Raw genomic sequence first — 21,688 nt, 5'->3', positions numbered from 1 at the left:
GCGATGCGATAAAAAGCACCCCGGGGGTTGCGGCTTTTGTTCCAGGATAATCAGTCGGGTTTTCAGCAGGGTGGCGCGTCCATGTCGCTATGGCTGGCGGACAGCCTGCAGCGACCGGCGGCGCCGCGCGACTGGCGCACGCGCCTGCGCGACTGGGCGGAGGACGTCAACCTCGTCCCGGACCTGGGGCAGAATGTTGGCAGCCTCACCTGGTTTCGCGGCCTTGCCACCTGTTTTGGCCTGTGCGCCACTGCCCTTTATCTCTCGCCCGGTTTCCAGCCGGTGCCCGGCGCGCCCGAACCCCTGCTGGCGCCAGCGCAATATGACGAGGTGCGCAGCCAGATGATCACGCCGCTGGCGCTGGGCGCGGACAGCGGCCGGCGGATGGGCGCGACCGATGCGGTGCAGCCGCTCAAGGAAACGCCCGAGCGGCCGCAGATCGAACTCAATGCCCAGATCGGCAGCAGCGACACGCTGGCTCGCGCCCTGTCGCGTGCCGGGGTCAGCAGCGGCGATGTCGCGACCGTGACCAGCATGGTCGGCGGCGACATCGGCGCGGGCGTGAAGCCGGGCACGCGCCTCGACATCATCCTGGGCCGCCGTGCCAGCCGCACGTCGCCCCGGCCGCTCGACAAGCTCAATTTCCGCGCGCGGCTCGACCTTGCGGTCGAACTCAACCGGGTCGGCGGCGTGCTGCAGGTGACGCGCGTGCCCATTCGCGTCGACAACACCCCGCTGCGCATCCAGGGCGTGGTCGGCGACAGCATCTATCGTTCGGCCCGCGCCGCCGGCGCACCGCCCAAGGCGGTGCAGGCCTTCCTGCGGGTGATCGCCAAGCAGGTCGATCTGGGATCGATCGGCGCAGGCGACCGCTATGACATCATCACCGAATATCATCGCGCCGAAACCGGCGATGTCGAGGTGGGCGAGCTGCTCTACGCCGGTTTCCGCCGGGCGCGGGGCAAGGCGGTCGACATGCTGAAATGGACCAGCGACGGCCGCACCGAATGGTTCGAGGCATCGGGCGTGGGTGAAAAACGCGGCGTGCTGGGCGCGCCGGTCGACGGCGCTCGCATGACATCGGGCTTCGGCATGCGCCGCCATCCGATCCTGAGTTATACCCGCATGCATGCCGGCATCGATTTCGGCGCGCGCTATGGATCGCCCATCTATGCCGTGACCGACGGCGTGGTCGCCTTTGCCGGCCGCCATGGCGGTCATGGCAATTATGTCCGCATTTCCCATGGCGGGGGCCTGGCCACCGGCTATGCCCATATGAGCCGGATCGCGGCGGTACCCGGCCAGCGGGTGCGGCGCGGCCAGGTGATCGGCTATGTCGGCTCCAGCGGCCTGTCGACCGGTCCGCATCTTCATTATGAGCTGTATCGCAATGGGCAGGTGGTCAATCCATTGTCGGTGAAGTTCACCACGACGGCGCAGCTGACCGGCAGCAATCTGGCCGCCTTCCGCGCGCGCCTGGCCCAGCTCAAGGGGCTGAAGGTCGGCACGCATGAGGTGGCGGCGGCCGCGCCGACCGCGGGCGCACCGGCCGCTGCGGGGAAATAAGCGGCTTTGCGGCGGTGGCTCGCTCGGCTAACGAGCGGGCATGACATCCTCCGATCCCGCCACCATCACCGCGATCCTGCTGGCAGGGGCGCGGCCGATCGCCGATCCGCTCGCCACCGCTGCCGGCGTGCCGGTCAAGCCGCTGGTGCCGGTCGCGGGCGAGCCGATGATCAACCGCCCGGCACGCGCCTTGCTCGCCCATCCGGCGATCGGCCAGCTGGTGGTGCTGACGCAGAATCCCGAATATTTCGCCGATGATCCGGCCACTGCCTGGCTGGCCAGCGATCCGCGCGTGCGGTTCGAGCGCGGCGGCAAGGGCATTGCCTCCTCTCTGCTGGAGCTGATGGAGAAGGCGGACCTGCCTTTCCCGCTGCTGATGACGACGGCGGACCATGTGCTGCTCGACGCGGCGATGCTGGACCAGTTCGTGGCGGAGGCGACGGGCGCCGACATCGCCGTCGCCATGGTCGAGAAGGCGACCCTGCTGGCCCATTATCCGCAGTCGCGTCGCACCTGGCTCAAATTCCGCGACGGCTGGTGGTCGGGCGCGAACATCTTCTGGTTCGGCAGTGCCAGGGCGCGGCCGGTGATCGCGTTGTGGCAGGATGTCGAGCAGGACCGGAAGAAGGGCTGGAAGATCCTGTCCGCCTTTGGCCCGCTGGCGCTGGTCGGCGCACTGCTGCGCATCCTGACCCTGCGCGGCGGCATTGCGCGGGTGGGGCGGCGTTTCGGCCTGACCGCGCGGCTGGTGGCGATGGACCAGGCGGAGGCCTGCATCGACGCCGACAAGCCCGACGACATCGTGCTGATCGAATCCATCCTCGCGCGCTAAGGGGCAGGGCGTTTCCCTATCGGGTTATTCCCGATGCCGCGCGCTGTGGCTGCATGCTAGAAACAATCGGACCCGGCAGATGGGCCCGATGAAGGGAGCACCCGCATGCGCAAGATTCTGCCCCTGGCGGCATTGTTGCCCGCCACCCTCGTCCTGATGGCACAGACAGCGCCCGAAGCGGTTCCCCCGCCGCCGGCGCCGACCCCGGTCACTCCGGTCAGCGGCGATTCCCGCGACGTGTCGGTTGCGGCCTGCCTGAACGAAGCCAAGGCCCAGGGCGCGAAGAAGGGCGTGATCGATGTCACCCTGCGCGAGGTCGAGGATACCGACAAGAAAAGCGACAGCCGCGGCGCCGTGCGCGCGCTGGTCAATGTCGTGATCGACAAGGACGGCAAGCAGAAGACGGTCAAGAAGACGTTCAAGTGCAGCACCCAGAATGGGGTGGTAACCGCCTTCAAATATTATTGAATTTCCCTAGCCCGGTCTCATCAGGCTGAACCGGGCGCGGCACCAGTGCGTCGTTCCTCTCCCCCCTCGATCCAGGGATGGCGCGCTGGTGTCGCTCAGTTCGCGTCGGGCTCCGGCGGCAGCGTATCGCGCAATGCCAGCGCATGGCGGGTGGCAAGACCCATCATCAGGAAGCCGGCGATCGAGGCGACGATATTGGCGATCGCAGCGCCGATCGTGCCATTCATCGGCAGCAGCACCGCCTGCATCCCCAGCAGCAGCAGGGTGGAGGCAAAGGTGATGCGCAGCGACAGGCCGGTCCGGTCGGTCGCCATCAGCAGCGGGCGATAGCTGACCCCGACCAGGTCGATGCAGGCCGACACGCCCAGCAGCATCAGCAGCGGATAGGCGGGGAGGAATTCCTTGCCCGCGATCAGGCCCAGCAGCGGATGGCCGATGGTCAGGATCAGCGCGATGATGATGGCGCCGGCGATCAGCGCCAGCCGGTTGGTCCGGCGGAACAGAGACCGCAGCGCATCCACGCCATGGCTGGACTGGGTGCGCGACAGTTCGACGAAGATGCTGCGCGAGAGCAGGCTGGAAATCTTGGTCAGCGACTGGGCGAGCTGGTTGGCGAGGCGATAGAGGCCCGCGCCCACCGGCCCGACGAACAGGCCGACGACCAGCACCGCCACCTGCTGTCCCATGGCGGACAGGCTGGTCTGCAGGTTGGTGGCGGTCAGGAAGCCGACGATGCCCGGATTTTCGTGGCGCGCATCGAGCGCCCGGCCGGCGGTCCAGCTGCCGAGCCGCCCCTTGCCTTCGCGCAAGGCGAGATACCAATAGGCCGCCGCGCACAGCAGTTCGGCGGCGCCCCAGGCGATCAGGAAGCCGGTGATGCCGGGCATCAGCGCCAGGGCCAGGCCCGCGCCGATCATCCGTCCGACCGGGATCATGGTTTCGGCGACAGCGGCCGAATCGAACCGGTCGAACAGGCGCAATATGCCGGTGGGGGAGGAGCGGATGGTGATCATCATCACCATGCAGAACAGCCAGGCCTGAAGCCCCATGCCCGGCCCCAGCTGCAGCTGGTTGCCGAAGGCGAGGATGATGATCGCGGCGATCAGGCCGCCGGCCACGGCCGAGGCGAGATCGATCAGAATGCAGAAGCGCAGCACCCGGTTGAGCGCATTGCCGTTGCCGTCCGCCAGATGCGGCTGGCCATAGCGCACGACGATCTGCCAGCTGTCGAAGGACACCAACGTCTTGATCACGTTTGCGGCGCTCAGCACCAGCGCGAAGCGGCCGAAATCGGCGACGCCGAGCGTGCGGGTGACGATGGCGAGATAGGCAAGGCTCAGCACCGCGCCCACGCCCTTGCCGCCCAGCAGCCAGCCGGTATTGGCCAGGATACGGGCAAAGCCATCCTGTGCGCTGCTACCCTTTGCGCGCTTCAACTTCACCGGAACAGGAGCCTTTCGCGTGACACGCCGTTTGTTGCTGGCGGGCGTCTATCTAGGGAAGGGCGGCGCATTGCGCAAATGCGTCCTTCTCTTCCCTGCGCTGCGAAATCGCTCTAAAGCGCGGGCATGACCATCAAGAAAGCCATCATCCTCTCCGCCGGCCAGGGTTCGCGCCTGCTGCCGCTGACCCGTGACGTGCCCAAGTGCATGATCGACTTCAACGGCCGCACCCTGATCAGCTGGCAGATCGCCGCGCTGGTCGCCAATGGCGTGACCGACATCGTCGTCGTCACCGGCTTCCGCACCGAACGGGTCGAGGATCATGCGCTGCAGCTTTATCGCGAGACCGGGGCGCGCATTCGCACGCTGTTCAATCCGTTCTTCCAGGTCGCCGACAATCTGGGCAGTTGCTGGATCGCGCGCGAGGAGATGGACCAGGACTTCATCATCCTGAACGGCGACACCATCGTGTCGGACGAGATCGTCGCGAAGCTGGTCACGGGCGCGAAGGACGCGATCACCGTCACCGTCGATGTGAAGCCGGACGGCGACTATGACGATGACGACATGAAGGTGAACCGGGACGAGACCGGTCGCCTGCACCATATCGGCAAGCGGCTGCTGCCGCCCGACACCAATGCCGAATCGATCGGCATGCTGGCGTTCGTGGGCGAAGGGCCGGCGATCTTCCGCAACCAGGTCGACCAGATGATGCGCACGCCCGAAGGCGTCGCCCGCTGGTATCTGCGCGCGATCGACATCATCGCCAAGGGCAACCGGGTCGGCACCGTGTCGATCGAGGGGCTGGAATGGCAGGAAGTCGACTTCCCGCAGGATGTCGATGCCGCCAACGCGCTGACCGAAAAATGGGTGGAAGAGGGCCGTTACGGGGCATGATGCCCCGGGTTGCGTAGCACTGCCAAATGGCCGGAATGGGTGGGTTTGAGACGGTCTGCTTTTGGTCTAGGCCTATCACGACGCGGACCGGATCACGGGAACAAGGAAATGCTTTTTAATAAAATATCCATGCCTCTCCTGTTGATATGGGGCTTTGTTTCCGTTGTATTATTTTTGCTTGGAATTAGATTTTCTGGTGGCATTCTAAACGTCTTTATAGGTCCGCCGGCCAATGCTGACCTCATATCTATAGCATTTTGGTTGATGGTATGGGCACTTGTACTTGCTCCATTTCCATTACTAATGCTTCGGCTCATCCAATTTTTTATGCGTTAAATTCTGAGCAATTTGCTTGCGGCCTTTGGATAGTTTTCTGCTCTTGGGGACGCTCATAGCCGCGACAAAAGCCGAACTGTGGTCGTTACCTGATGCTGCCTCCCGGAAGGCGTGATCTCCACTCCAGCATCGCAACCAGCGTAATTACCAAGAGGCAGATGATGCGCCATTTGCTTGGAAGATCGATAAACAGCAGTAGAGCTGGCGCTAGGGTCGCAATGAAAGAACTGCTGTCGACGCGGACTGACCGTCGCGCTTGGAACGTGAGATAGGTCGCGGTCCCAAGGCCCAACAAGGCAAGAAGCACATAGCAGATAGTATATACGATGGGTGACAGGCCGACATAGCGAAAGAAGGCGCTGGCTGCGCTAAGCATGCCTAGCATCAGCCATATGTCGCGCGAAGGCCTGATGATGCTCATGGTTGCACTTTAGCGGTGAACAGAATGTCCGCAATCGCGAACAACTGGCGGTAGTCTAAACGGCAAAAAATGGTCGTTTGCCGACCGTCTGATCTGTCTACCCGACCTAAAAGGCTTCCCCGATGCCGAAATAGAAGGCGGCGCCGTCCTTGCCCCAGGCAATGTCGGCCCGCAGATTTACATTGGCCTCCTTCGAGGCGAGATAGCGCAGGCCGAAACCGCCGGCTGGCAGCATCTTGGTATGTTTCCAGATATCCTTGCCGCTGCGCGCAATGCCGCCGATGCCGCCGAAGGCGACCATGCCGATCTTGCCGAACAGATGCTGGCGCACCTCGCCCTGCAGCGCCCAGCTGGCCCGGTCGCGATAGCGGCCGGTCTCATAGCCGCGCAGGTCGCCATTCTGGCCATAGAGGCACAGGTCATAATAGGGCGCGCCGTCTGACGCTTCGCACAGCGTCTTGCGCACCACCAGCACGGTCTCGCGCCCCAGCGGGAAATAGCCATTGCCCGCAATCTGCAACTTATGATGGGTGAAGTCGCTGCCCAGCCAGTCGGCGCCATAGGTCAGTGAACCGGTGGTGTAGACGCCCTTGCGCGGATCGACCGGATTGTTGCGGCTGTCGAAGGTGAAGGAGGGGCCGAGCATTGCAATCTGGCTGTGCCGCTCGATCGCGGGCGGTGTCAGGTTCGGATGATTGGGCAGCGGCAGTGAAACGCGGGCGTTCATGTCGAGATAATAGAGGCGCGCGCCGAAGGAGAGGTGGCGCAGGAAGCCCTTGCTGAAGATCTGATATTGGGTGTCGACCATGGCGGCGAAGGCCTTGTCGCGCAGCTTGATCGACAGGTTGGACGCGCCGGCATTGGCGCCGATGCCATAGAAGCGCAGATTGGCGATGCCATAGCCGGCCCAGCCCTGGAAGCGCAGCCGGTCGTCGGCCAGCGTCATATTGTGCGACGCGCCCAGGCCCCAGCTATCGGTGCTGGTGTAGCCGCCACCAAAGCCGCTGACCCAGGGGCGGGACGATCCGTTGGGATTATAATAGAGCACCGCCGCACCGGCGAGGCCGGTGCCCATCGCCGGATTGGACAGCGGGATCGGCGCGATCACCAGATCCGGCTTGGTGCTGGGCGGGGGCAGGGCGGCATCGGGCGCGGGTTCCGGTTCGCCGGCCTGCACGCTCTGCGCCTGATCCATGATCTCGCGCGATGGGGTATTCCGGGCGGCGGCGGGAAGGGCCATGCCCAGGCACATCATCAGGCTTGGGCCGGCCAGCGCGTGTCGCACGCCATGTCTCCCTGTCATATCGGACCAGCCTAGAGGAAGGCGGGGGCGGCACCATCGGGGGAAATGTGCAGGCAAAAGGGGGAAATTACCCAGAAGCCAGGCAAGCGCCTTTCCCGCATATTGTCTGTCCGGCCCGAAGGAGCAGGGCGCGGGGCCGGGGGACAGGGGATGATGGCGATGCGAGGATTGACGCTGCTATCGGTCATGACGCTGGGTGTGGCGGGCCATGCCCGCGCAGAAGAAGTGCCGCCCGTCCCGATCATTACCCAGGTCGCGACCAGCGCCGATCCCGTCAGCGGGACGGCCGACACGCCGATGCCCGTTGCGCCCACAGAAGAGGCGGTGGAGCCCCCGCCCGAGCGCAGGACATATCCGCTGCTGCCGATCGGCGGGCGGGTGGCGATAGAACGTGGCTATCATATCCAGCGCGCGCTGGGCGCCAGCGGCATGCTGATCCACAATGTTCAGCATATGAACAGCCGGAACCTGGCAGTCGCCATTGCCAAGGGCGATGATCCGCCCGAGGGCGCATCGCTGCTACAGGTGCCCTTCGTCACGACGACGGAGATGGAAAGCCGGACCAGCAACAGCGAGTTCAAGGCGGATGTCTGGCTGTTTCCCTTCCTCAACCTGTTCGCCGGCATCGGCAAGGTGAAGGGGCATGTCGATGTCGGCGTCGACATCGACCTCGATGCCTTCGTGCCTTTCCCCTTTTGTCGCCCGGCCAAGCCCTGCGGTCATAGCCAGCTGCCCTTCAGGGCGGATGTCGACAACACCTCCTTCACCTTCGGCAGCATCCTGGGTTATGGCAGCAACAGCTGGTTTGCCGCCCTGTCCCTCGCCAAGACGATCAGCGTGGCGAAGAAGGACCGGTCCGACATGCGGATGACCAACATCGCGGCACGAGCGGGCCCGCGCGTCTCGCTGGGCGGCGACACGATCCTGACACCCTATGTCGGCGCCAATTATTTCGACATGGATGTCACTGTGTCGGGGCTGGTGCGCAGCGGCCCGTTGTTCGAGGACGGCGATGGTGTCGGCCTGCGCTACAAGGTCGACCTGTCGAGCCGCCGCCCTTGGGCCGGCATCGCCGGCGCCAATCTGGAACTGTCCAGCCATTGGGCGATGCAGGCCGAATATAATCTGGGGCAGGAATCCAACCGCTTCGTGCTGAGCCTGACCTTTCGGCCCTGATCCGGCCGGCCCCGATCCGTCCGATCAGAGGGCGAAATGCCCCTTCAGCCAATCGCGCAGCGCCGTGTCAGCTTCGCTGTCAATCTTGACCGCGCTGCCAAGGTCGGGCTGGCCCGGCCAGCCGGCATCGGCAATGGTCAGGCCGACAGCGCTGCGTTCCCCTTCATAACGGGGGATGACGTGGAAATGGACATGCGGGTCGACCATCATCAGCATCAGATAATTGATCTTGGCATAGCCGACCGCGCTGGTCAGTGCGGCCTCGATCGCAGCGGTGACGGTCTTGAGTTCGGCATGGGCTGCGCCCGGCAGGTCGCCGAACGCGGTCGCGTCGCTCTTGGCCGCCAGCACCAGCGATCCCAGCGTCGGCTGGGCCGGGCGCAGCAGCACGACCCAATGGTCGAATTCGGCGACCAGCGTCGCAGGCCAGCCGAATTTCGCGATGGTGGCGTTCATGCCGCTGCCTCCGCCTCATCCATCCAGCTGACGATCGGCCGGCCGGAGCGGTGGACGATATAGGCCTGGGCCAGGCGCACGGCATGGACGACCAGCGAGATGATGGTCCACCAGGCAAGCGCGATCAGGCCGATGTCGGGCCGGCCGAACAGCAGCGCCACGAACAGGATCACCATGTTCGGGTTGCGGCGGGCGGTGATCAGGCGGAACTGGCTGTCGAACCGGCGCCAGACATGGATGTCCATCTTGAAGTCCTTGAGGAACATCCCTTCGATCAGGCGCTGGAGGATATAGCCTGCGATCACGGCGGTCATGATGAAGGTGAAGGTGCCGGCCGACAGGCCCAGCCCCCAATAGGTGAGGCCCACGCCCCAGAAATACCACCAGAAGGGCGGGTGGACCAGGTCGACGCCATGGTCGATCACATTGCCCCATTTGGACGAAGTGATGGTGCAGCGGGCGAGCTTGCCGTCCACCGTGTCGAGCACCATGAAGATGAAGCCGCACAGGAAGCCGGTCCAGAACAGCCCCTTGGCGAACAGGAAGGTGGCGACCAGGCAGAGCGTCACGCCGATCACCGACACCATGTTCGGCGTCATCTTCAGCTGCGCGGCGATGCGCGTCAGGATCAGCGCCAGTTCGGGCCAGAGATATTTGGTCAGCAGGTCGGTTACGCCCTTATAGGCACCGAAATAGCTTTGCCGCTCGATCGCCTTGCGGGTCTGGGGCACCAGTTCGCGCACCATCGGCTGTTCCAGCTTGCGCAGCTGGCGATTGTAGAGCTTGCGCCCGTCCGACAGGTCGATGAGGCCGCTGGCCTGCATCGGGTCGCTGCCCGCCGGCACTTGGCCGACGATCGGCTGGCCGGCCCAGGCGAACATCGTGCCGGGCGTTTCCAACACCAGCCGCAGCAGCAGCGGATCGAAGGCATAGGCGAGGTTGAAGACCAGTTCATGGCCCGGCGCCAGCGTGCTGCCATTCTTGGCCGCGCTTTCCACCATGCGGCGATTGCGTTTGGCGTTGGACATGCCCCAGATCGGGGTCGCATTCTCGCCGAGCAGGCGAACCGGGCCGAGGGTGGTGCTGATCGTCTGCATCATGCCTGTGCCTTCTGCGCAAAATCGAGGATGAGGGCGGCCTGCCGCTGCGAGGCGGGGACCGGGGAAAGATCGATACTATCCTGCATTGCCGCTTCCTGAGCAGCAACCAGGCCCGGTTGCAAGTCCGCTGCCCGATCGAGCGCGCCCTGAAGCGCATCGGCGCGGTCGATCACCTGGCCCAGACGCCAATGGGCGAAGGCCTGATCCTCGCGCCAGTCATGATGGTCGAGGTTGAGGAAGATGCAGGGGCGGGGCGTGAGCAGGAACTCGTAAACCTGGCTCGACACGTCGCCCAGATAGGCGTCGGCGCTGGTTGTGTAGCTCATGTCGATCGAATGGCGGCTGCCCATGTCGACACGGATATGCGGGCTGTCGCTGTGGATCGGCGGGACGCGACGGGCGAGCTTCACATGCGGCGCGATGATGACGTTCCAGCCCTGTAGCGCTTCGAGTGCAGCCATGACCTGCGGCCCGTGCCTGACCCAGGAGGACAGGTCCGGGTCGAAATGCGGATTGTACAGCAGCACCGGTTTGTCATCGTCGAACAAGGGCCGGCGCGGCGCGCGCAGTTCGAACTTGGCATAGCCGCCGACCAGGCAATTGGCTTGGGTGCAGAGGCCATATTCGATCATCCGCCGCCGGTCCTTCTCGCCCGCGACGATGGTCAGGTCGAAATCGGCGTGGCGCTGCTTGTAGCCGCCAGCCCGGTCGCCCGCGCCATGCTTGATCAGGATCAGGCGGGTGGCAAAGCCGGGCACCCGTTTCAGCCAGGCGCTGGTGATCTCCGTCGTCACCAGCGTCGGGAAGCGGGCGATGGCGCGATAGTTGAGCAGCAACGTCGCCAGCCGCGAGGGCAGGCGGAACAGGGAGTCGGGCTTGGTCGAGGGGCGGCGCAGCTTGATGAGGTCGAGCCGTCCTTCGGGATCATAGCTGGCGACCAGATCGAGAATCAGGCGCGAGGGCGAAAGCACATGGACGCGCACATCCGCGCGCTTGCCCAGCTCAAGCGCGGCCGGCAGCCAGTGAAACACCTGCTGCGCTTCGGCGATGGCAAGAAAGGCGATGTCGATCGGCAATGAAGGCGGTCCCCACAGATATTCGCCGCCGCAGGGGCATGACCTGCGTTTGCTTTACTTCGCCCCGCGTCGCAATGCGAGGGGGGAGCGAAACGAGGCCGCTCTAGCGTGGCTGGCGCGGGACGCAAGCCGAAGCCCCTCTTCGGCAATGATTATTTGCAATCGATTTGCAACAAGGCCCGCCGGGGCAGAATCATGGTCTCAGTGCTGGACCTTTGCAGATTTTTCGTTATGCGGACCCCCATCAGACAGACATCGACGAAGAGGCTCGACGAGCGATGGCCGAATTTGCTTTGCCCAAGAACAGCAAGATCAGCGGCAAGGGCGTGACCCACAAGGCGCCCGAGGGCGCGACCAATGTCCGCAGCTTCAAGGTCTATCGCTACGATCCGGACTCGGGCGAGAATCCGCGCTACGATACGTTCGAGATCGATCTCGACAATTGCGGCCCGATGGTTCTCGACGCGCTGCTGAAGATCAAGAACGAGTATGACTCGACCCTGACCTTCCGCCGTTCGTGCCGCGAAGGCATTTGCGGTTCCTGTTCGATGAACATGAACGGCAAGAACGGCCTGGCCTGCACCACCGCGATCGACGAGTGCGCCGGCAAGCAGGTGCAGATCACCCCGCTGCCGCACATGGACGTCATCAAGGATCTGGTGCCGGACTTCACCCACTTCTACGCCCAGTACAACAGCATCAAGCCCTGGCTGCAAACCGTCAGCCCCGCGCCGAGCGGCAAGGAGCGGCTGCAGTCGCCCGCCGATCGCGAGAAGCTGGATGGCCTCTATGAGTGCATCCTGTGCGCCTGCTGCTCGACCAGCTGCCCCAGCTACTGGTGGAACAGCGACAAGTTCCTGGGGCCGGCGATCCTGCTGCAGGCCTATCGCTGGCTGGCCGACAGCCGCGACGAGTTCACCGGCGAGCGCCTCGACGAGCTGGAAGATCCCTTCCGTCTCTATCGCTGCCACACCATCATGAACTGCGCGAACGTCTGCCCCAAGGGCCTGAGCCCGGCCAAGGCGATCGCGGAGACCAAGAAGATGATGGTCGAACGGCAGCTGTAAGTTGACCAGCGACGGTGTTGCAGGCGGGCGACCGCTGAACGAAGGGAAATGGTCGGGCTGGACCGCCTGGCACGATCCGCATCCCGACACCTTCCTTCAGGCCATCGGCCGCGGTTATATGCGCGGGCTGGGCGAGAAGAAGGCGCATGTCGCGCTGGAAACCCGCACCAGCCACCGCAACCGGCTCGATACGCTGCATGGCGGCTTCCTCGCCGCCTTTGCCGACCATGCCTATTTCGGCGCACTCTGGGCGATGGGCCATCAGGGCCAGGTCAACGGCGTGACCATCGACCTGTCGATGCAATATCTGGGCGCGGGCAAGGTCGGTCCCGACCTGCTGGCCGAGGTGGAATTGCTGCGCGAGACCGGGCGCCTCATGTTCCTGCGCATGCTGATCACCCAGGAGGGCGAGCCGGTCGCGGCGTCCACCGCCACGCTGCGCAAGGCGCCCAAGGCGCAGTGACCAGCGTCATCGCCCGTTATGATGCGCTGGTCGCGGCTGGCGAATTGCGGCCCGATCCGGACCAGCGGGCCGCCGCCGTGCGACTCGATCAGCTTCAGCATGATCTGGAAGCGACGCCCGCGCGTGGCTCGACGCTGTGGAAGCTGCTGCGCAAGCAGCCCGAGCCGCCGCGCGGCCTCTACATGTGGGGTGGGGTCGGGCGCGGCAAGTCGATGCTGATGGACCTGTTCTTCGACACGGTCCATGTGCAGCGCAAGAAGCGCGCCCATTTCCATGAATTCATGCTCGACGTGCATGCCCGCCTGGCCGAGGCGCGCAAGTCCGAGTCGGGCGACCCGATCCCGCCGGTGGTCGAGTCGCTGGCCGAAGAGGCGCGGCTGCTCTGCTTCGACGAGATGGTCGTCAACAATATGGCTGATGCGGCGATCATGTCGCGGCTGTTCACGGGGTTGCTGGAAAAGCGGGTGACGATCGTCACCACCTCCAACCGCGAGCCGGACGAACTCTACAAGAATGGCCTCAACCGCCAGCTCTTCCTGCCCTTCATCGACCTCATCAAGGCCAAGCTGGACGTGATGACGCTGAACGGGCCGGTCGATTATCGCCGCGACCGCCTGGGCGACTCGAAGCTGTGGCATGTGCCCAATGGGCCGGAGGCGACCAGGGCGCTGTCGGAGGCCTTTTTCCGCCTGACCGACTTTTCGGTCGAGGACCGGGCCAAGGTGCCCTCGGAGGAGATCGTCGTTCAGGGCGGGCGCACCATGCATGTGCCCAAGAGCCTGAAGGGCGTTGCCGTCTTCTCGTTCAAGCGGCTGTGCGTCGAGGCGCGCGGCGCGCCCGACTATCTGGCGATCGCGCGCAAATATCATACGGTCATCATCGTCGGCATTCCGGTGCTGGGGCCGGAGAAGCGCAACGAGGCGGCGCGCTTCGTCACGCTGATCGACTCGCTCTACGAATATAAGGTCAAATTGCTCGCCTCGGCCGATGCCGAGCCGATGCGACTCTATCCCGAAGGGGATGGGGCGTTCGAATTCGAGCGGACCGTGTCTCGGCTGATGGAGATGCAGTCCGACGATTATCTCGCGCTGGGCCACGGCCCCAAATAAGCGCGGCGCACCCCGTCGTGCGCGCATTTCGCCCTATCGCCGCTTGCGTCGACGTTCATCAGGGCGCAACTTTCTTACGGAAAAACAGACCGGATGCTTCCACTTGGGAAGCATCCGGCAGGCTACCGCTGCAGGGAAGGCTCTAGGTCCAGGGTAGGAGACCAGGAGCGACAGGGTGTGAAAAAGCCTCTAATGCAACTGCGAATGAATTGCAAAGATAATTTGCTGCAGGGGGCTTTGTTTGGTTGAAACCCCCACAATATGGGCGTAGGCGCACTGACAATTCCAGAGTTCACATCTTGGAGGATGATTGCATATGGCCCGTAAGAAGATCGCGCTCATTGGCGCTGGCAGTATCGGCGGCACGCTCGCGCATCTCGCGGCTCTCAAAGGACTCGGTGACATCGTCCTGTTCGACGTCGTCGAAGGCGTTCCCCAGGGCAAGGCTCTCGACCTGTCGCAGTGCGCCTCGGTCGAAGGCTTCGATGCGAAGATCACCGGTTCCAACGACTATGCCGATATCGCGGGCGCGGACGTCATCATCGTCACCGCCGGTGTCGCCCGCAAGCCGGGCATGAGCCGCGACGACCTGCTGGGCATCAACCTCAAGGTCATGAAGGCCGTGGGCGAGGGCATCGCCGCCAACGCCCCCGACGCCTTCGTCATCTGCATCACCAACCCCTTGGATGCCATGGTCTGGGCGCTGCGCGAATTTTCGGGCCTGCCCGCAAACAAGGTCGTCGGCATGGCCGGCGTTCTGGACAGCTCGCGCTTCAACCACTTCCTGGCGGAAGAATTCAACGTCTCGGCCAAGGACGTCACCAGCTTCGTGCTCGGCGGCCATGGCGACACCATGGTTCCGGTGATCGAATATTCGACCGTCGCCGGCATCCCGGTTCCCGACCTGATCAAGCAGGGCCGTTCGACCCAGGAGCGCATCGACGCCATCGTCAAGCGCACCCGTTCGGGCGGCGGCGAGATCGTCGCGCTGCTCAAGACCGGTTCGGCCTTCTATGCGCCCGCCACCAGCGCGATCGCCATGGCTGAAGCCTATCTGGGCGACAAGAAGCGCCTGCTGCCCTGCGCCGCGAACCTGACCGGCCAGTATGGCGTCGACAATCTCTATGTCGGCGTGCCGGTCATCATCGGCAAGGACGGCGTCGAGCAGGTCATCGAGATCGAGCTGAACGACGAAGCCAAGGCCAACCTCCAGGTGTCGGTCGACGCCGTCAAGGAACTGCTGGAAGCCTGCAAGGGTATCGATCCCTCGCTCGCCTGAGCCAACCAGCTTGCACCGTCCCGTTCCAGGTAAGTGCGCAGCCTGGGACGGGTCGCTTTAGACCCAAGTGCCACGTCCACAGAGAATAAAGGGACACATATGTCCATTCTGGTGAACAAGAACACCAAGGTCATCACCCAGGGTATGACCGGTGCCACCGGCACCTTCCACACCGAAACCGCTCTTGCCTATGGCACGCAGATGGTTGGCGGCGTGACCCCCGGCAAGGGCGGCACGACCCACATCGGTCTGCCGATGTTCGACACCGTTGCCGAAGCCAAGTCGAAGACCGGCGCCGACGCCTCGGTCATCTATGTTCCGCCGCCGTTCGCGGCCGACTCGATCCTGGAAGCGATCGATGCCGAAATCCCGCTGATCGTCGCGATCACCGAAGGCATCCCGGTTCTGGACATGGTCAAGGTGAAGCGCGCCCTGTCGGGTTCGAAGTCGCGCCTGATCGGCCCGAACTGCCCCGGCCTGCTGACGCCGGGCGAATGCAAGATCGGCATCATGCCCGGCAACATCTTCTCGAAGGGTTCGGTCGGCGTCGTGTCGCGTTCGGGCACGCTGACCTATGAAGCCGTGTTCCAGACCACCAATGCGGGCCTGGGCCAGACCACGGCCGTCGGCATCGGCGGTGACCCGGTCAACGGCACCAACTTCATCGACGTGCTGGAACTGTTCCTGGCCGACGACGCCACCGAATCGATCATCATGATCGGTGAAATCGGCGGCGACGCGGAAGAACAGGCTGCCCAGTTCTTGATCGACGAAGCCAAGAAGGGCCGCAAGAAGCCGATGGCCGGCTTCATCGCGGGTCGCACGGCGCCTCCGGGCCGTCGCATGGGCCACGCCGGCGCGATCGTGTCGGGCGGCAAGGGCGACGCAGAAAGCAAGATCGCGGCGATGGAAGCGGCCGGCATCAAGGTCGCTGCCAGCCCGAGCCTGCTGGGCGAGACCCTGCTGGAAGTGCTGAAGGGCTGATCCGCCTTTAAAATATGATATGGAAACGCGGCCGGGCTGCACCCCGGCCGCACTTTCCCGCTCCGCGACTGCACGCGGCATGCATGGGACACAAGACGATGGGTTACGAGAACCAGGATTTCGAGATCGAACAGGGGCCGAGCTGGGCACGCCCCAACTGGCCGTTGGCGGACACCGACGACCTGACCGGGGCGATGGACCCGACGCAGATGCAGGTGGCCGTGAAGGCTGCTGCAAAGGCGCAGGGTGCCGCTGTTTCCGAGGCCGATATCGCATCGGCTGCCGAGGACGCAATCCGCGCGCAGATGCTGATCCGCACATATCGCGTGCGCGGTCATCTGGCCGCCAATCTCGATCCGCTGGGCCTGGCCAAGCGTGACCTGCCGGCGGACCTGACCCCGGAATATCATGGCCTGACCGACGCGTCGAAGAAGGTCTTCCTGGGCGGCACGCTGGGCCTGCAGTATGCGACCGTCGCGGAGATCGTGACGATCCTGCGCCAGAATTACTGCGGCAATGTCGGCCTTGAATATATGCATATCGCGGACGTTGAAGAGCGCCGCTTCCTGCAGGAACGCCTGGAAGGCAAGGACAAGGAAATCCACTTCACGCCCGAGGGCAAGAAGGCGATCCTGGCCAAGGTCATCCAGGGCGAGCAGTATGAGAAGTTCCTGGGCCGCAAATATGTCGGCACCAAGCGCTTCGGCCTCGACGGTGGCGAGTCCATGATCCCCGCGCTCGAAGCGGTCATCAAATATGGTGGCGCATCGGGCGTGCGCGAGATCGTGTTCGGCATGGCCCATCGCGGCCGCCTGAACGTCCTCGCCAACGTCATGGCCAAGGGCTTCCGCGTCATCTTCCACGAATTCTCGGGCGGCACCGCCAACCCCGAAGACGTGGGTGGTTCGGGCGACGTGAAATATCACCTCGGCACCTCGACCGACCGTGAGTTCGACGGCGTCAAGGTCCATATGTCGCTGGTCCCCAACCCGTCGCACCTTGAAACCGTCGATCCGGTGGTGCTGGGCAAGGTCCGCGCGCAGCAGACCTTCCGCGACGACCTCACCAAGCATGAGCAGGTTCTGCCCGTGCTGATCCACGGCGACGCGGCCTTTGCCGGCCAGGGCATCGTCTGGGAATGCCTCGGCTTCTCGGGCGTCAGCGGCTACAACACCGGCGGCTGCGTTCACTTCATCATCAACAACCAGATCGGCTTCACCACCAGCCCGCAATTCTCGCGCGGCTCGCCCTATCCGTCGGACGTGGCGAAGGGTGTCCAGGCACCGATCCTGCACGTCAATGGCGACGATCCCGAAGCCGTGACCTTTGCGACCAAGCTCGCCATGGAATATCGCCAGAAATTCCATCGCGACGTCGTCGTCGACATGTGGTGCTATCGCCGCTTCGGTCATAACGAAGGCGACGAGCCGGGCTTCACCCAGCCGCTGATGTACAAGGAAATCCGTCAGCATCCGCCGGTCAGCGACATTTATGCCGCGCGCCTGAAGGCGGAAGGCGTGGTGGACGATGCGTTCGTTTCCGGTTCGACCGACGAGTTCGTCGCCCATCTGGAAGACGAGTTCGAAGCCGCCAAGAGCTACAAGGCCAACAAGGCCGACTGGTTCGCCGGTCGCTGGTCGGGCCTGCACAAGCCGGCCGATGCCGAAACCGCGCGTCAGAGCGTGGAATCGGCGATCAACCAGAAGCTGTTCGACAGCCTGGGCCGCACGCTGACCACCGTTCCCGAAGGCCATAATGTCCACAAGACGCTGAAGCGCGTGCTGGATGCCAAGGCCGAGATGTTCAAGTCGGGTGCCAATTTCGACTGGGCGACCGGCGAGGCGCTGGCCTTCGGTTCGCTGCTGTCGGAAGGCTATGGCGTTCGCCTGTCGGGTCAGGACTCGGGTCGCGGCACCTTCAGCCAGCGTCACGCGGTCTGGACCGATCAGGACACCGAGGCCAAGTATATCCCGCTTTCGACCGTGCCGCATGGCCGTTTCGAAGTGCTGGACTCGCCTTTGTCCGAATATGGCGTGCTGGGCTTCGAATATGGTTTCGCCCTGGCGGACCCGAAGAGCCTGGTGATCTGGGAAGCCCAGTTCGGCGACTTCGCCAACGGCGCGCAGATCATCTTCGACCAGTATATCGCGTCGTCGGAAACCAAGTGGCTGCGGTCCAACGGCCTCGTCTGCCTGCTGCCGCACGGCTATGAAGGTCAGGGCCCCGAGCATAGCTCGGCGCGTCTGGAACGCTATCTGCAGCTCTGCGCCGAAGGCAATATCCAGGTCGCGAACATCACGACCCCGGCCAATTACTTCCACGCGCTGCGTCGCCAGATGCTGCGGCCCTTCCGCAAGCCGCTCATCATCATGGCGCCCAAGTCGCTGCTGCGTCACAAGGCCGCCGTCAGCAAGGCCGAGGACTTCCTGGGCGAAACGCACTTCAAGCGCATCCTGTCGGACCCCAATGGGTCGGCCGACAAGGATACCAAGCGCTTGGTGCTCTGCTCGGGCAAGGTCTTCTACGACCTGATGGAAGCCCGCGACGCCGCCGGCGACGCCAACACCCAGATCGTCCGTATCGAACAGATTTATCCGTTCGCCACCGACGCACTGGCCACGCGCATCGAGCGCATGACCAATCTGGAAGACGTCGTCTGGTGTCAGGAAGAACCGCGCAACAACGGCGCCTGGTCCTTCGTAGAACCCTATATCGAGGAAGCGCTGGCCAAGGCCGGCAAGGCGCCCAAGCGCGCCCGCTATGCCGGCCGCAAGGCATCGGCATCGCCTGCCACGGGCCTGGCCTCGCGCCATGTGTCCGAACAGGGCGCCCTCGTCGCCGATGCGCTGGGTCACAGCGTTCGTGAAGAAATCCGTCGCCAGAAGAAAGGCTGAGAAAGCACATGGCAACCGAAGTCAAAGTCCCCACGCTGGGCGAATCCGTTACCGAAGCCACCGTCGGTCAGTGGCTCAAGAAGCCGGGTGAAGCGGTCAAGGCCGACGAGCCGATCGTCAGCCTGGAAACCGACAAGGTCGCGGTCGACGTGCCCTCGCCGGTCGCCGGTGTCATGGGTGATCTGGTCGCCAAGGAAGGCGACACGGTCGAGGTCGGCGCGCTGCTGGCCTATGTGAACGAAGGCGGTGCCGCTGCCGCCGCGCCGGCTGCTGCCGCTGCTCCCGCCGCCAAGGCGGAAGCCGCTGCACCCGCGCCGGCCGCTTCGGCCCCGGCTGCATCGGACGACGAAGAGGGCGGCAGCCTGACCCTGTCGCCGGCGGTCCGCCGCCTGGTGCTGGAGCATGGTCTTGACCCGAGCAAGATCAAGGGCACCGGCAAGGACGGCCGTCTGACCAAGGACGACGTCATGGCCGCCGTCGCCGCCGGCACTGCCAAGGCGGCTGCCGCGACCCCGGCATCGGCGCCTGCCGCCGATGCGCCGGCCGCTGGCCCCAGCCGCAAGCAGGAACGCGTCAAGATGACCCGCCTGCGCCAGACCGTCGCCAAGCGTCTGAAGGAAGCGCAGAACAACGCTGCCCTGCTGACCACGTACAACGACGTCGACATGACCAACGTCATCGAGGCGCGCGCCAAGTACAAGGATCTGTTCGAGAAGAAGCATGGCGTCCGTCTGGGCTTCATGGGCTTCTTCACCAAGGCCGTCTGCATGGCGCTGAAGGACATTCCGGGCGTCAACGCGCAGATCGAAGGCGACGAGATCGTCTATAACGACTTCGCCGACATCTCGGTCGCCGTCTCGGCCCCGACCGGCCTGGTCGTTCCGGTCATCCGCAATGCGGAAAGCCTGAGCGTCGCTGCCATTGAAAAGACCATCGGCGGCTTCGGCAAGAAGGCCAAGGAAGGCAAGCTGACGATGGAAGATATGAAGGGCGGCACCTTCACCATCTCCAACGGCGGCGTGTTCGGTTCGCTGCTGTCCAGCCCGATCATCAATCCGCCCCAGTCGGCGGTTCTGGGCCTGCACCGCATCGAGGACCGTCCGGTCGTCCGCAACGGTCAGATCGTGATCCGCCCGATGATGTATCTGGCGCTCAGCTATGACCATCGTCTGATCGACGGTCGCGAAGCGGTGACCTTCCTTGTCGCGGTCAAGAACGCGATTGAGGATCCGACCCGTCTGCTGATCGACCTGTAATAATCACCATTTATTGTTGCCCCGGCTTCGGCCGGGGCGCCTCTTGCCCTTGATTTGGGGCAGAGCGATGCCAGTTTGGCTGGCATGACTGGAGAAGGGAAAACCCCATGTCCGATTTCGATTATGACGTCCTGGTTATCGGTGCTGGTCCGGGTGGCTATGTCGCCGCGATCCGCGCTGCGCAGCTGGGCCTGAAGACCGCCTGCGCCGAAAGCCGCGAGACGCTGGGCGGCACCTGCCTCAACGTCGGCTGCATCCCGTCCAAGGCCCTGCTGCACGCCTCGGAACTCTATGACGAGGCCGCCAACGGCGCGCTCGCCAAGCTGGGCGTCAAGATCGACAAGATGAGCCTGGACCTGCCCACCATGCAGGGCCAGCGCGTCGATGCCATCAAGGGCCTGACCGGCGGCATCGAATATCTGTTCAAGAAGAACAAGGTGACCTGGCTCAAGGGCCTGGCCAGCTTCACCGGCGCCAACACTGTCGAAGTGAATGGCGAGAAGGTGACGGCGAAGAACATCGTCATCGCCACCGGTTCGTCGGTCGCCCCGCTGCCGGGTGTGGCCGTGGACAATGCGGGCGGCAAGATCGTCGATTCGACCGGCGCGCTGGAACTGGACAAGGTTCCGGGCCATCTGGTCGTCGTCGGTGGCGGCGTCATCGGTCTGGAACTGGGTTCGGTGTGGAAGCGCCTGGGCGCCAAGGTGACCGTGGTCGAATATCTCGACCAGATCCTGCCCGGCATGGACGGCGAAGTCCGCAAGGAAGCCAACAAGATCTTCAAGAAGCAGGGCTTCGAATATAAGCTCGGCACCAAGGTGACCGGCGCCGAAGTCGGCAAGTCGGGCGTGGCCCTGACCGTCGAACCCGCCGCTGGTGGCGAAGCCGAGAAGATCGAGGCCGACGTTGTCCTGGTGTCGATCGGTCGTCGTCCCAACACCGAGGGCCTCGGCCTCGACAAGATCGGCCTGGAGCTGAACGCGCGCGGTCAGATCGAGACCGATCATGAGTTCGGCACCAAGGTTCCGGGCGTCTGGGCGATCGGCGACGTCATCCCCGGTCCGATGCTGGCGCACAAGGCCGAGGACGAAGGCATTGCCGTCGCCGAGAATATCGCCGGCCTGACCGGCATCGTGAATCACGACGTGATCCCCTCGGTGGTCTACACCAAGCCGGAAATCGCGGGCGTGGGCCTGACCGAGGAAGCCGCCAAGGAACGTGGCGCCGTCAAGGTCGGCAAGTTCCCGATGATGGCGAACAGCCGTGCCAAGACCAATCACGAGCCCGACGGCTTCGTGAAGATCATCGCCGACGCCGAAACCGATAAGGTGCTGGGCGTGTGGATCATCGCCACCGTCGCCGGCACGATGATCGCACAGGCGGCGCAGGCCATGGAATTCGGCGCATCGAGCGAAGACATCGCTTACACCTGCCACGCGCATCCGACGCACAGCGAAGCGATCAAGGAAGCGGCGATGGCCGTGACCGGCAAGCCGATCCACATGTGATCGACTGCGCTATCGCAGGATAAGGGAAGGGGCCTCCGCCAAGCGGGGGCCTTTT

Annotated in this window: 18 protein-coding genes; 13 read left to right on the top strand and 5 right to left on the bottom strand. The window is 64.2% G+C overall.

All coding sequences use genetic code 11. From position 1 onward, the window contains the following. Positions 1-81 precede the first annotated feature (81 nt). The 3 genes from E5554_RS20085 (at position 82) to E5554_RS20075 (ending at position 2,866) form a co-directional block, all read left to right on the top strand. Positions 82-1,566 (top strand): M23 family metallopeptidase, encoded by a 1,485-nt coding sequence (locus E5554_RS20085; RefSeq protein WP_247594315.1) that lies wholly within the window; start codon positions 82-84, stop codon positions 1,564-1,566. 40 nt (positions 1,567-1,606) lie between these two features. Next, on the top strand, positions 1,607-2,398 hold the full coding sequence (locus tag E5554_RS20080; RefSeq protein ID WP_010337492.1) for a nucleotidyltransferase family protein: 792 nt from the start codon (positions 1,607-1,609) through the stop codon (positions 2,396-2,398). A 105-nt stretch (positions 2,399-2,503) separates the two neighbouring features. Beyond that, a complete protein-coding gene (locus E5554_RS20075; protein ID WP_136187863.1) occupies positions 2,504-2,866 on the top strand; it encodes a hypothetical protein in 363 nt (120 codons plus the stop codon). 95 nt (positions 2,867-2,961) lie between these two features. Here E5554_RS20075 and E5554_RS20070 read toward each other — a convergent pair whose 3' ends face one another. Next, positions 2,962-4,308: a lipopolysaccharide biosynthesis protein gene (locus E5554_RS20070; protein WP_136187862.1), complete on the bottom strand. Its 1,347-nt coding sequence runs from the start codon at positions 4,306-4,308 to the stop codon at positions 2,962-2,964. Between the two features lie 126 nt (positions 4,309-4,434). Here E5554_RS20070 and E5554_RS20065 point away from each other — a divergent pair, with 126 nt between their 5' ends. Continuing rightward, the gene (locus E5554_RS20065; protein ID WP_069337757.1) at positions 4,435-5,205 is read left to right on the top strand and encodes a phosphocholine cytidylyltransferase family protein; all 771 of its coding nucleotides are present in this window, start codon (positions 4,435-4,437) and stop codon (positions 5,203-5,205) included. A gap of 863 nt (positions 5,206-6,068) precedes the next feature. Here E5554_RS20065 and E5554_RS20055 read toward each other — a convergent pair. Then, positions 6,069-7,247, bottom strand: coding sequence for a BamA/TamA family outer membrane protein (locus E5554_RS20055; protein WP_247594314.1), 1,179 nt, complete (start codon positions 7,245-7,247; stop codon positions 6,069-6,071). A 177-nt stretch (positions 7,248-7,424) separates the two neighbouring features. Here E5554_RS20055 and E5554_RS20050 point away from each other — a divergent pair, with 177 nt between their 5' ends. Then, the gene (locus E5554_RS20050; protein WP_247594313.1) at positions 7,425-8,441 is read left to right on the top strand and encodes an outer membrane beta-barrel protein; all 1,017 of its coding nucleotides are present in this window, start codon (positions 7,425-7,427) and stop codon (positions 8,439-8,441) included. A 24-nt stretch (positions 8,442-8,465) separates the two neighbouring features. Here E5554_RS20050 and E5554_RS20045 read toward each other — a convergent pair whose 3' ends face one another. The 3 genes from E5554_RS20045 to E5554_RS20035 are packed head-to-tail and all read right to left on the bottom strand — an operon-like array spanning position 8,466 to position 11,073. Then, on the bottom strand, positions 8,466-8,897 hold the full coding sequence (locus E5554_RS20045; RefSeq protein WP_136187859.1) for an HIT family protein: 432 nt from the start codon (positions 8,895-8,897) through the stop codon (positions 8,466-8,468). Then, positions 8,894-9,997 (bottom strand): CDP-alcohol phosphatidyltransferase family protein, encoded by a 1,104-nt coding sequence (locus tag E5554_RS20040; protein ID WP_136187858.1) that lies wholly within the window; start codon positions 9,995-9,997, stop codon positions 8,894-8,896. The genes E5554_RS20045 and E5554_RS20040 overlap by 4 nt, the downstream gene beginning before the upstream one ends. Continuing rightward, positions 9,994-11,073, bottom strand: a complete 1,080-nt coding sequence (locus E5554_RS20035) for a glycosyl transferase (RefSeq protein ID WP_136187857.1) — start codon at positions 11,071-11,073, stop codon at positions 9,994-9,996. Before E5554_RS20035 ends, E5554_RS20040 begins: the two co-directional genes overlap by 4 nt. A 278-nt stretch (positions 11,074-11,351) precedes the next feature. Here E5554_RS20035 and E5554_RS20030 point away from each other — a divergent pair, with 278 nt between their 5' ends. From E5554_RS20030 to lpdA, 8 genes are all read left to right on the top strand, one after another. Further along, positions 11,352-12,140 (top strand): succinate dehydrogenase iron-sulfur subunit, encoded by a 789-nt coding sequence (locus E5554_RS20030; protein ID WP_004211148.1) that lies wholly within the window; start codon positions 11,352-11,354, stop codon positions 12,138-12,140. Between the two features lies 1 nt (position 12,141). After that, a complete protein-coding gene (locus tag E5554_RS20025; RefSeq protein ID WP_010337482.1) occupies positions 12,142-12,603 on the top strand; it encodes a PaaI family thioesterase in 462 nt (153 codons plus the stop codon). Further along, the gene (gene zapE / locus E5554_RS20020) at positions 12,600-13,712 is read left to right on the top strand and encodes a cell division protein ZapE (protein WP_004211152.1); all 1,113 of its coding nucleotides are present in this window, start codon (positions 12,600-12,602) and stop codon (positions 13,710-13,712) included. Before E5554_RS20025 ends, zapE begins: the two co-directional genes overlap by 4 nt. Before the next feature lie 316 nt (positions 13,713-14,028). Beyond that, positions 14,029-14,991 (top strand): malate dehydrogenase, encoded by a 963-nt coding sequence (gene mdh, locus E5554_RS20015; protein WP_136187856.1) that lies wholly within the window; start codon positions 14,029-14,031, stop codon positions 14,989-14,991. A gap of 99 nt (positions 14,992-15,090) precedes the next feature. Next, positions 15,091-15,975: a succinate--CoA ligase subunit alpha gene (sucD, locus tag E5554_RS20010; RefSeq protein WP_004211155.1), complete on the top strand. Its 885-nt coding sequence runs from the start codon at positions 15,091-15,093 to the stop codon at positions 15,973-15,975. Positions 15,976-16,073: 98 nt separating this feature from the next. After that, positions 16,074-18,869 (top strand): 2-oxoglutarate dehydrogenase E1 component, encoded by a 2,796-nt coding sequence (locus E5554_RS20005; RefSeq protein ID WP_004211156.1) that lies wholly within the window; start codon positions 16,074-16,076, stop codon positions 18,867-18,869. An 8-nt stretch (positions 18,870-18,877) separates the two neighbouring features. Further along, entirely contained in the window at positions 18,878-20,125 is a 1,248-nt protein-coding gene (odhB, locus tag E5554_RS20000; protein WP_004211157.1) for a 2-oxoglutarate dehydrogenase complex dihydrolipoyllysine-residue succinyltransferase, read from the top strand. Positions 20,126-20,232: 107 nt separating this feature from the next. Beyond that, on the top strand, positions 20,233-21,633 hold the full coding sequence (lpdA, locus tag E5554_RS19995) for a dihydrolipoyl dehydrogenase (protein WP_136187855.1): 1,401 nt from the start codon (positions 20,233-20,235) through the stop codon (positions 21,631-21,633). Positions 21,634-21,688 lie beyond the last annotated feature (55 nt).

The organism is Sphingobium sp. PAMC28499, assembly GCF_004795815.1.
Lineage (GTDB): Bacteria > Pseudomonadota > Alphaproteobacteria > Sphingomonadales > Sphingomonadaceae > Sphingobium > Sphingobium yanoikuyae.
The sequence above is the reverse complement of the archived record's forward strand: the minus strand, read 5'-3'. Positions and strand labels throughout refer to the sequence as shown.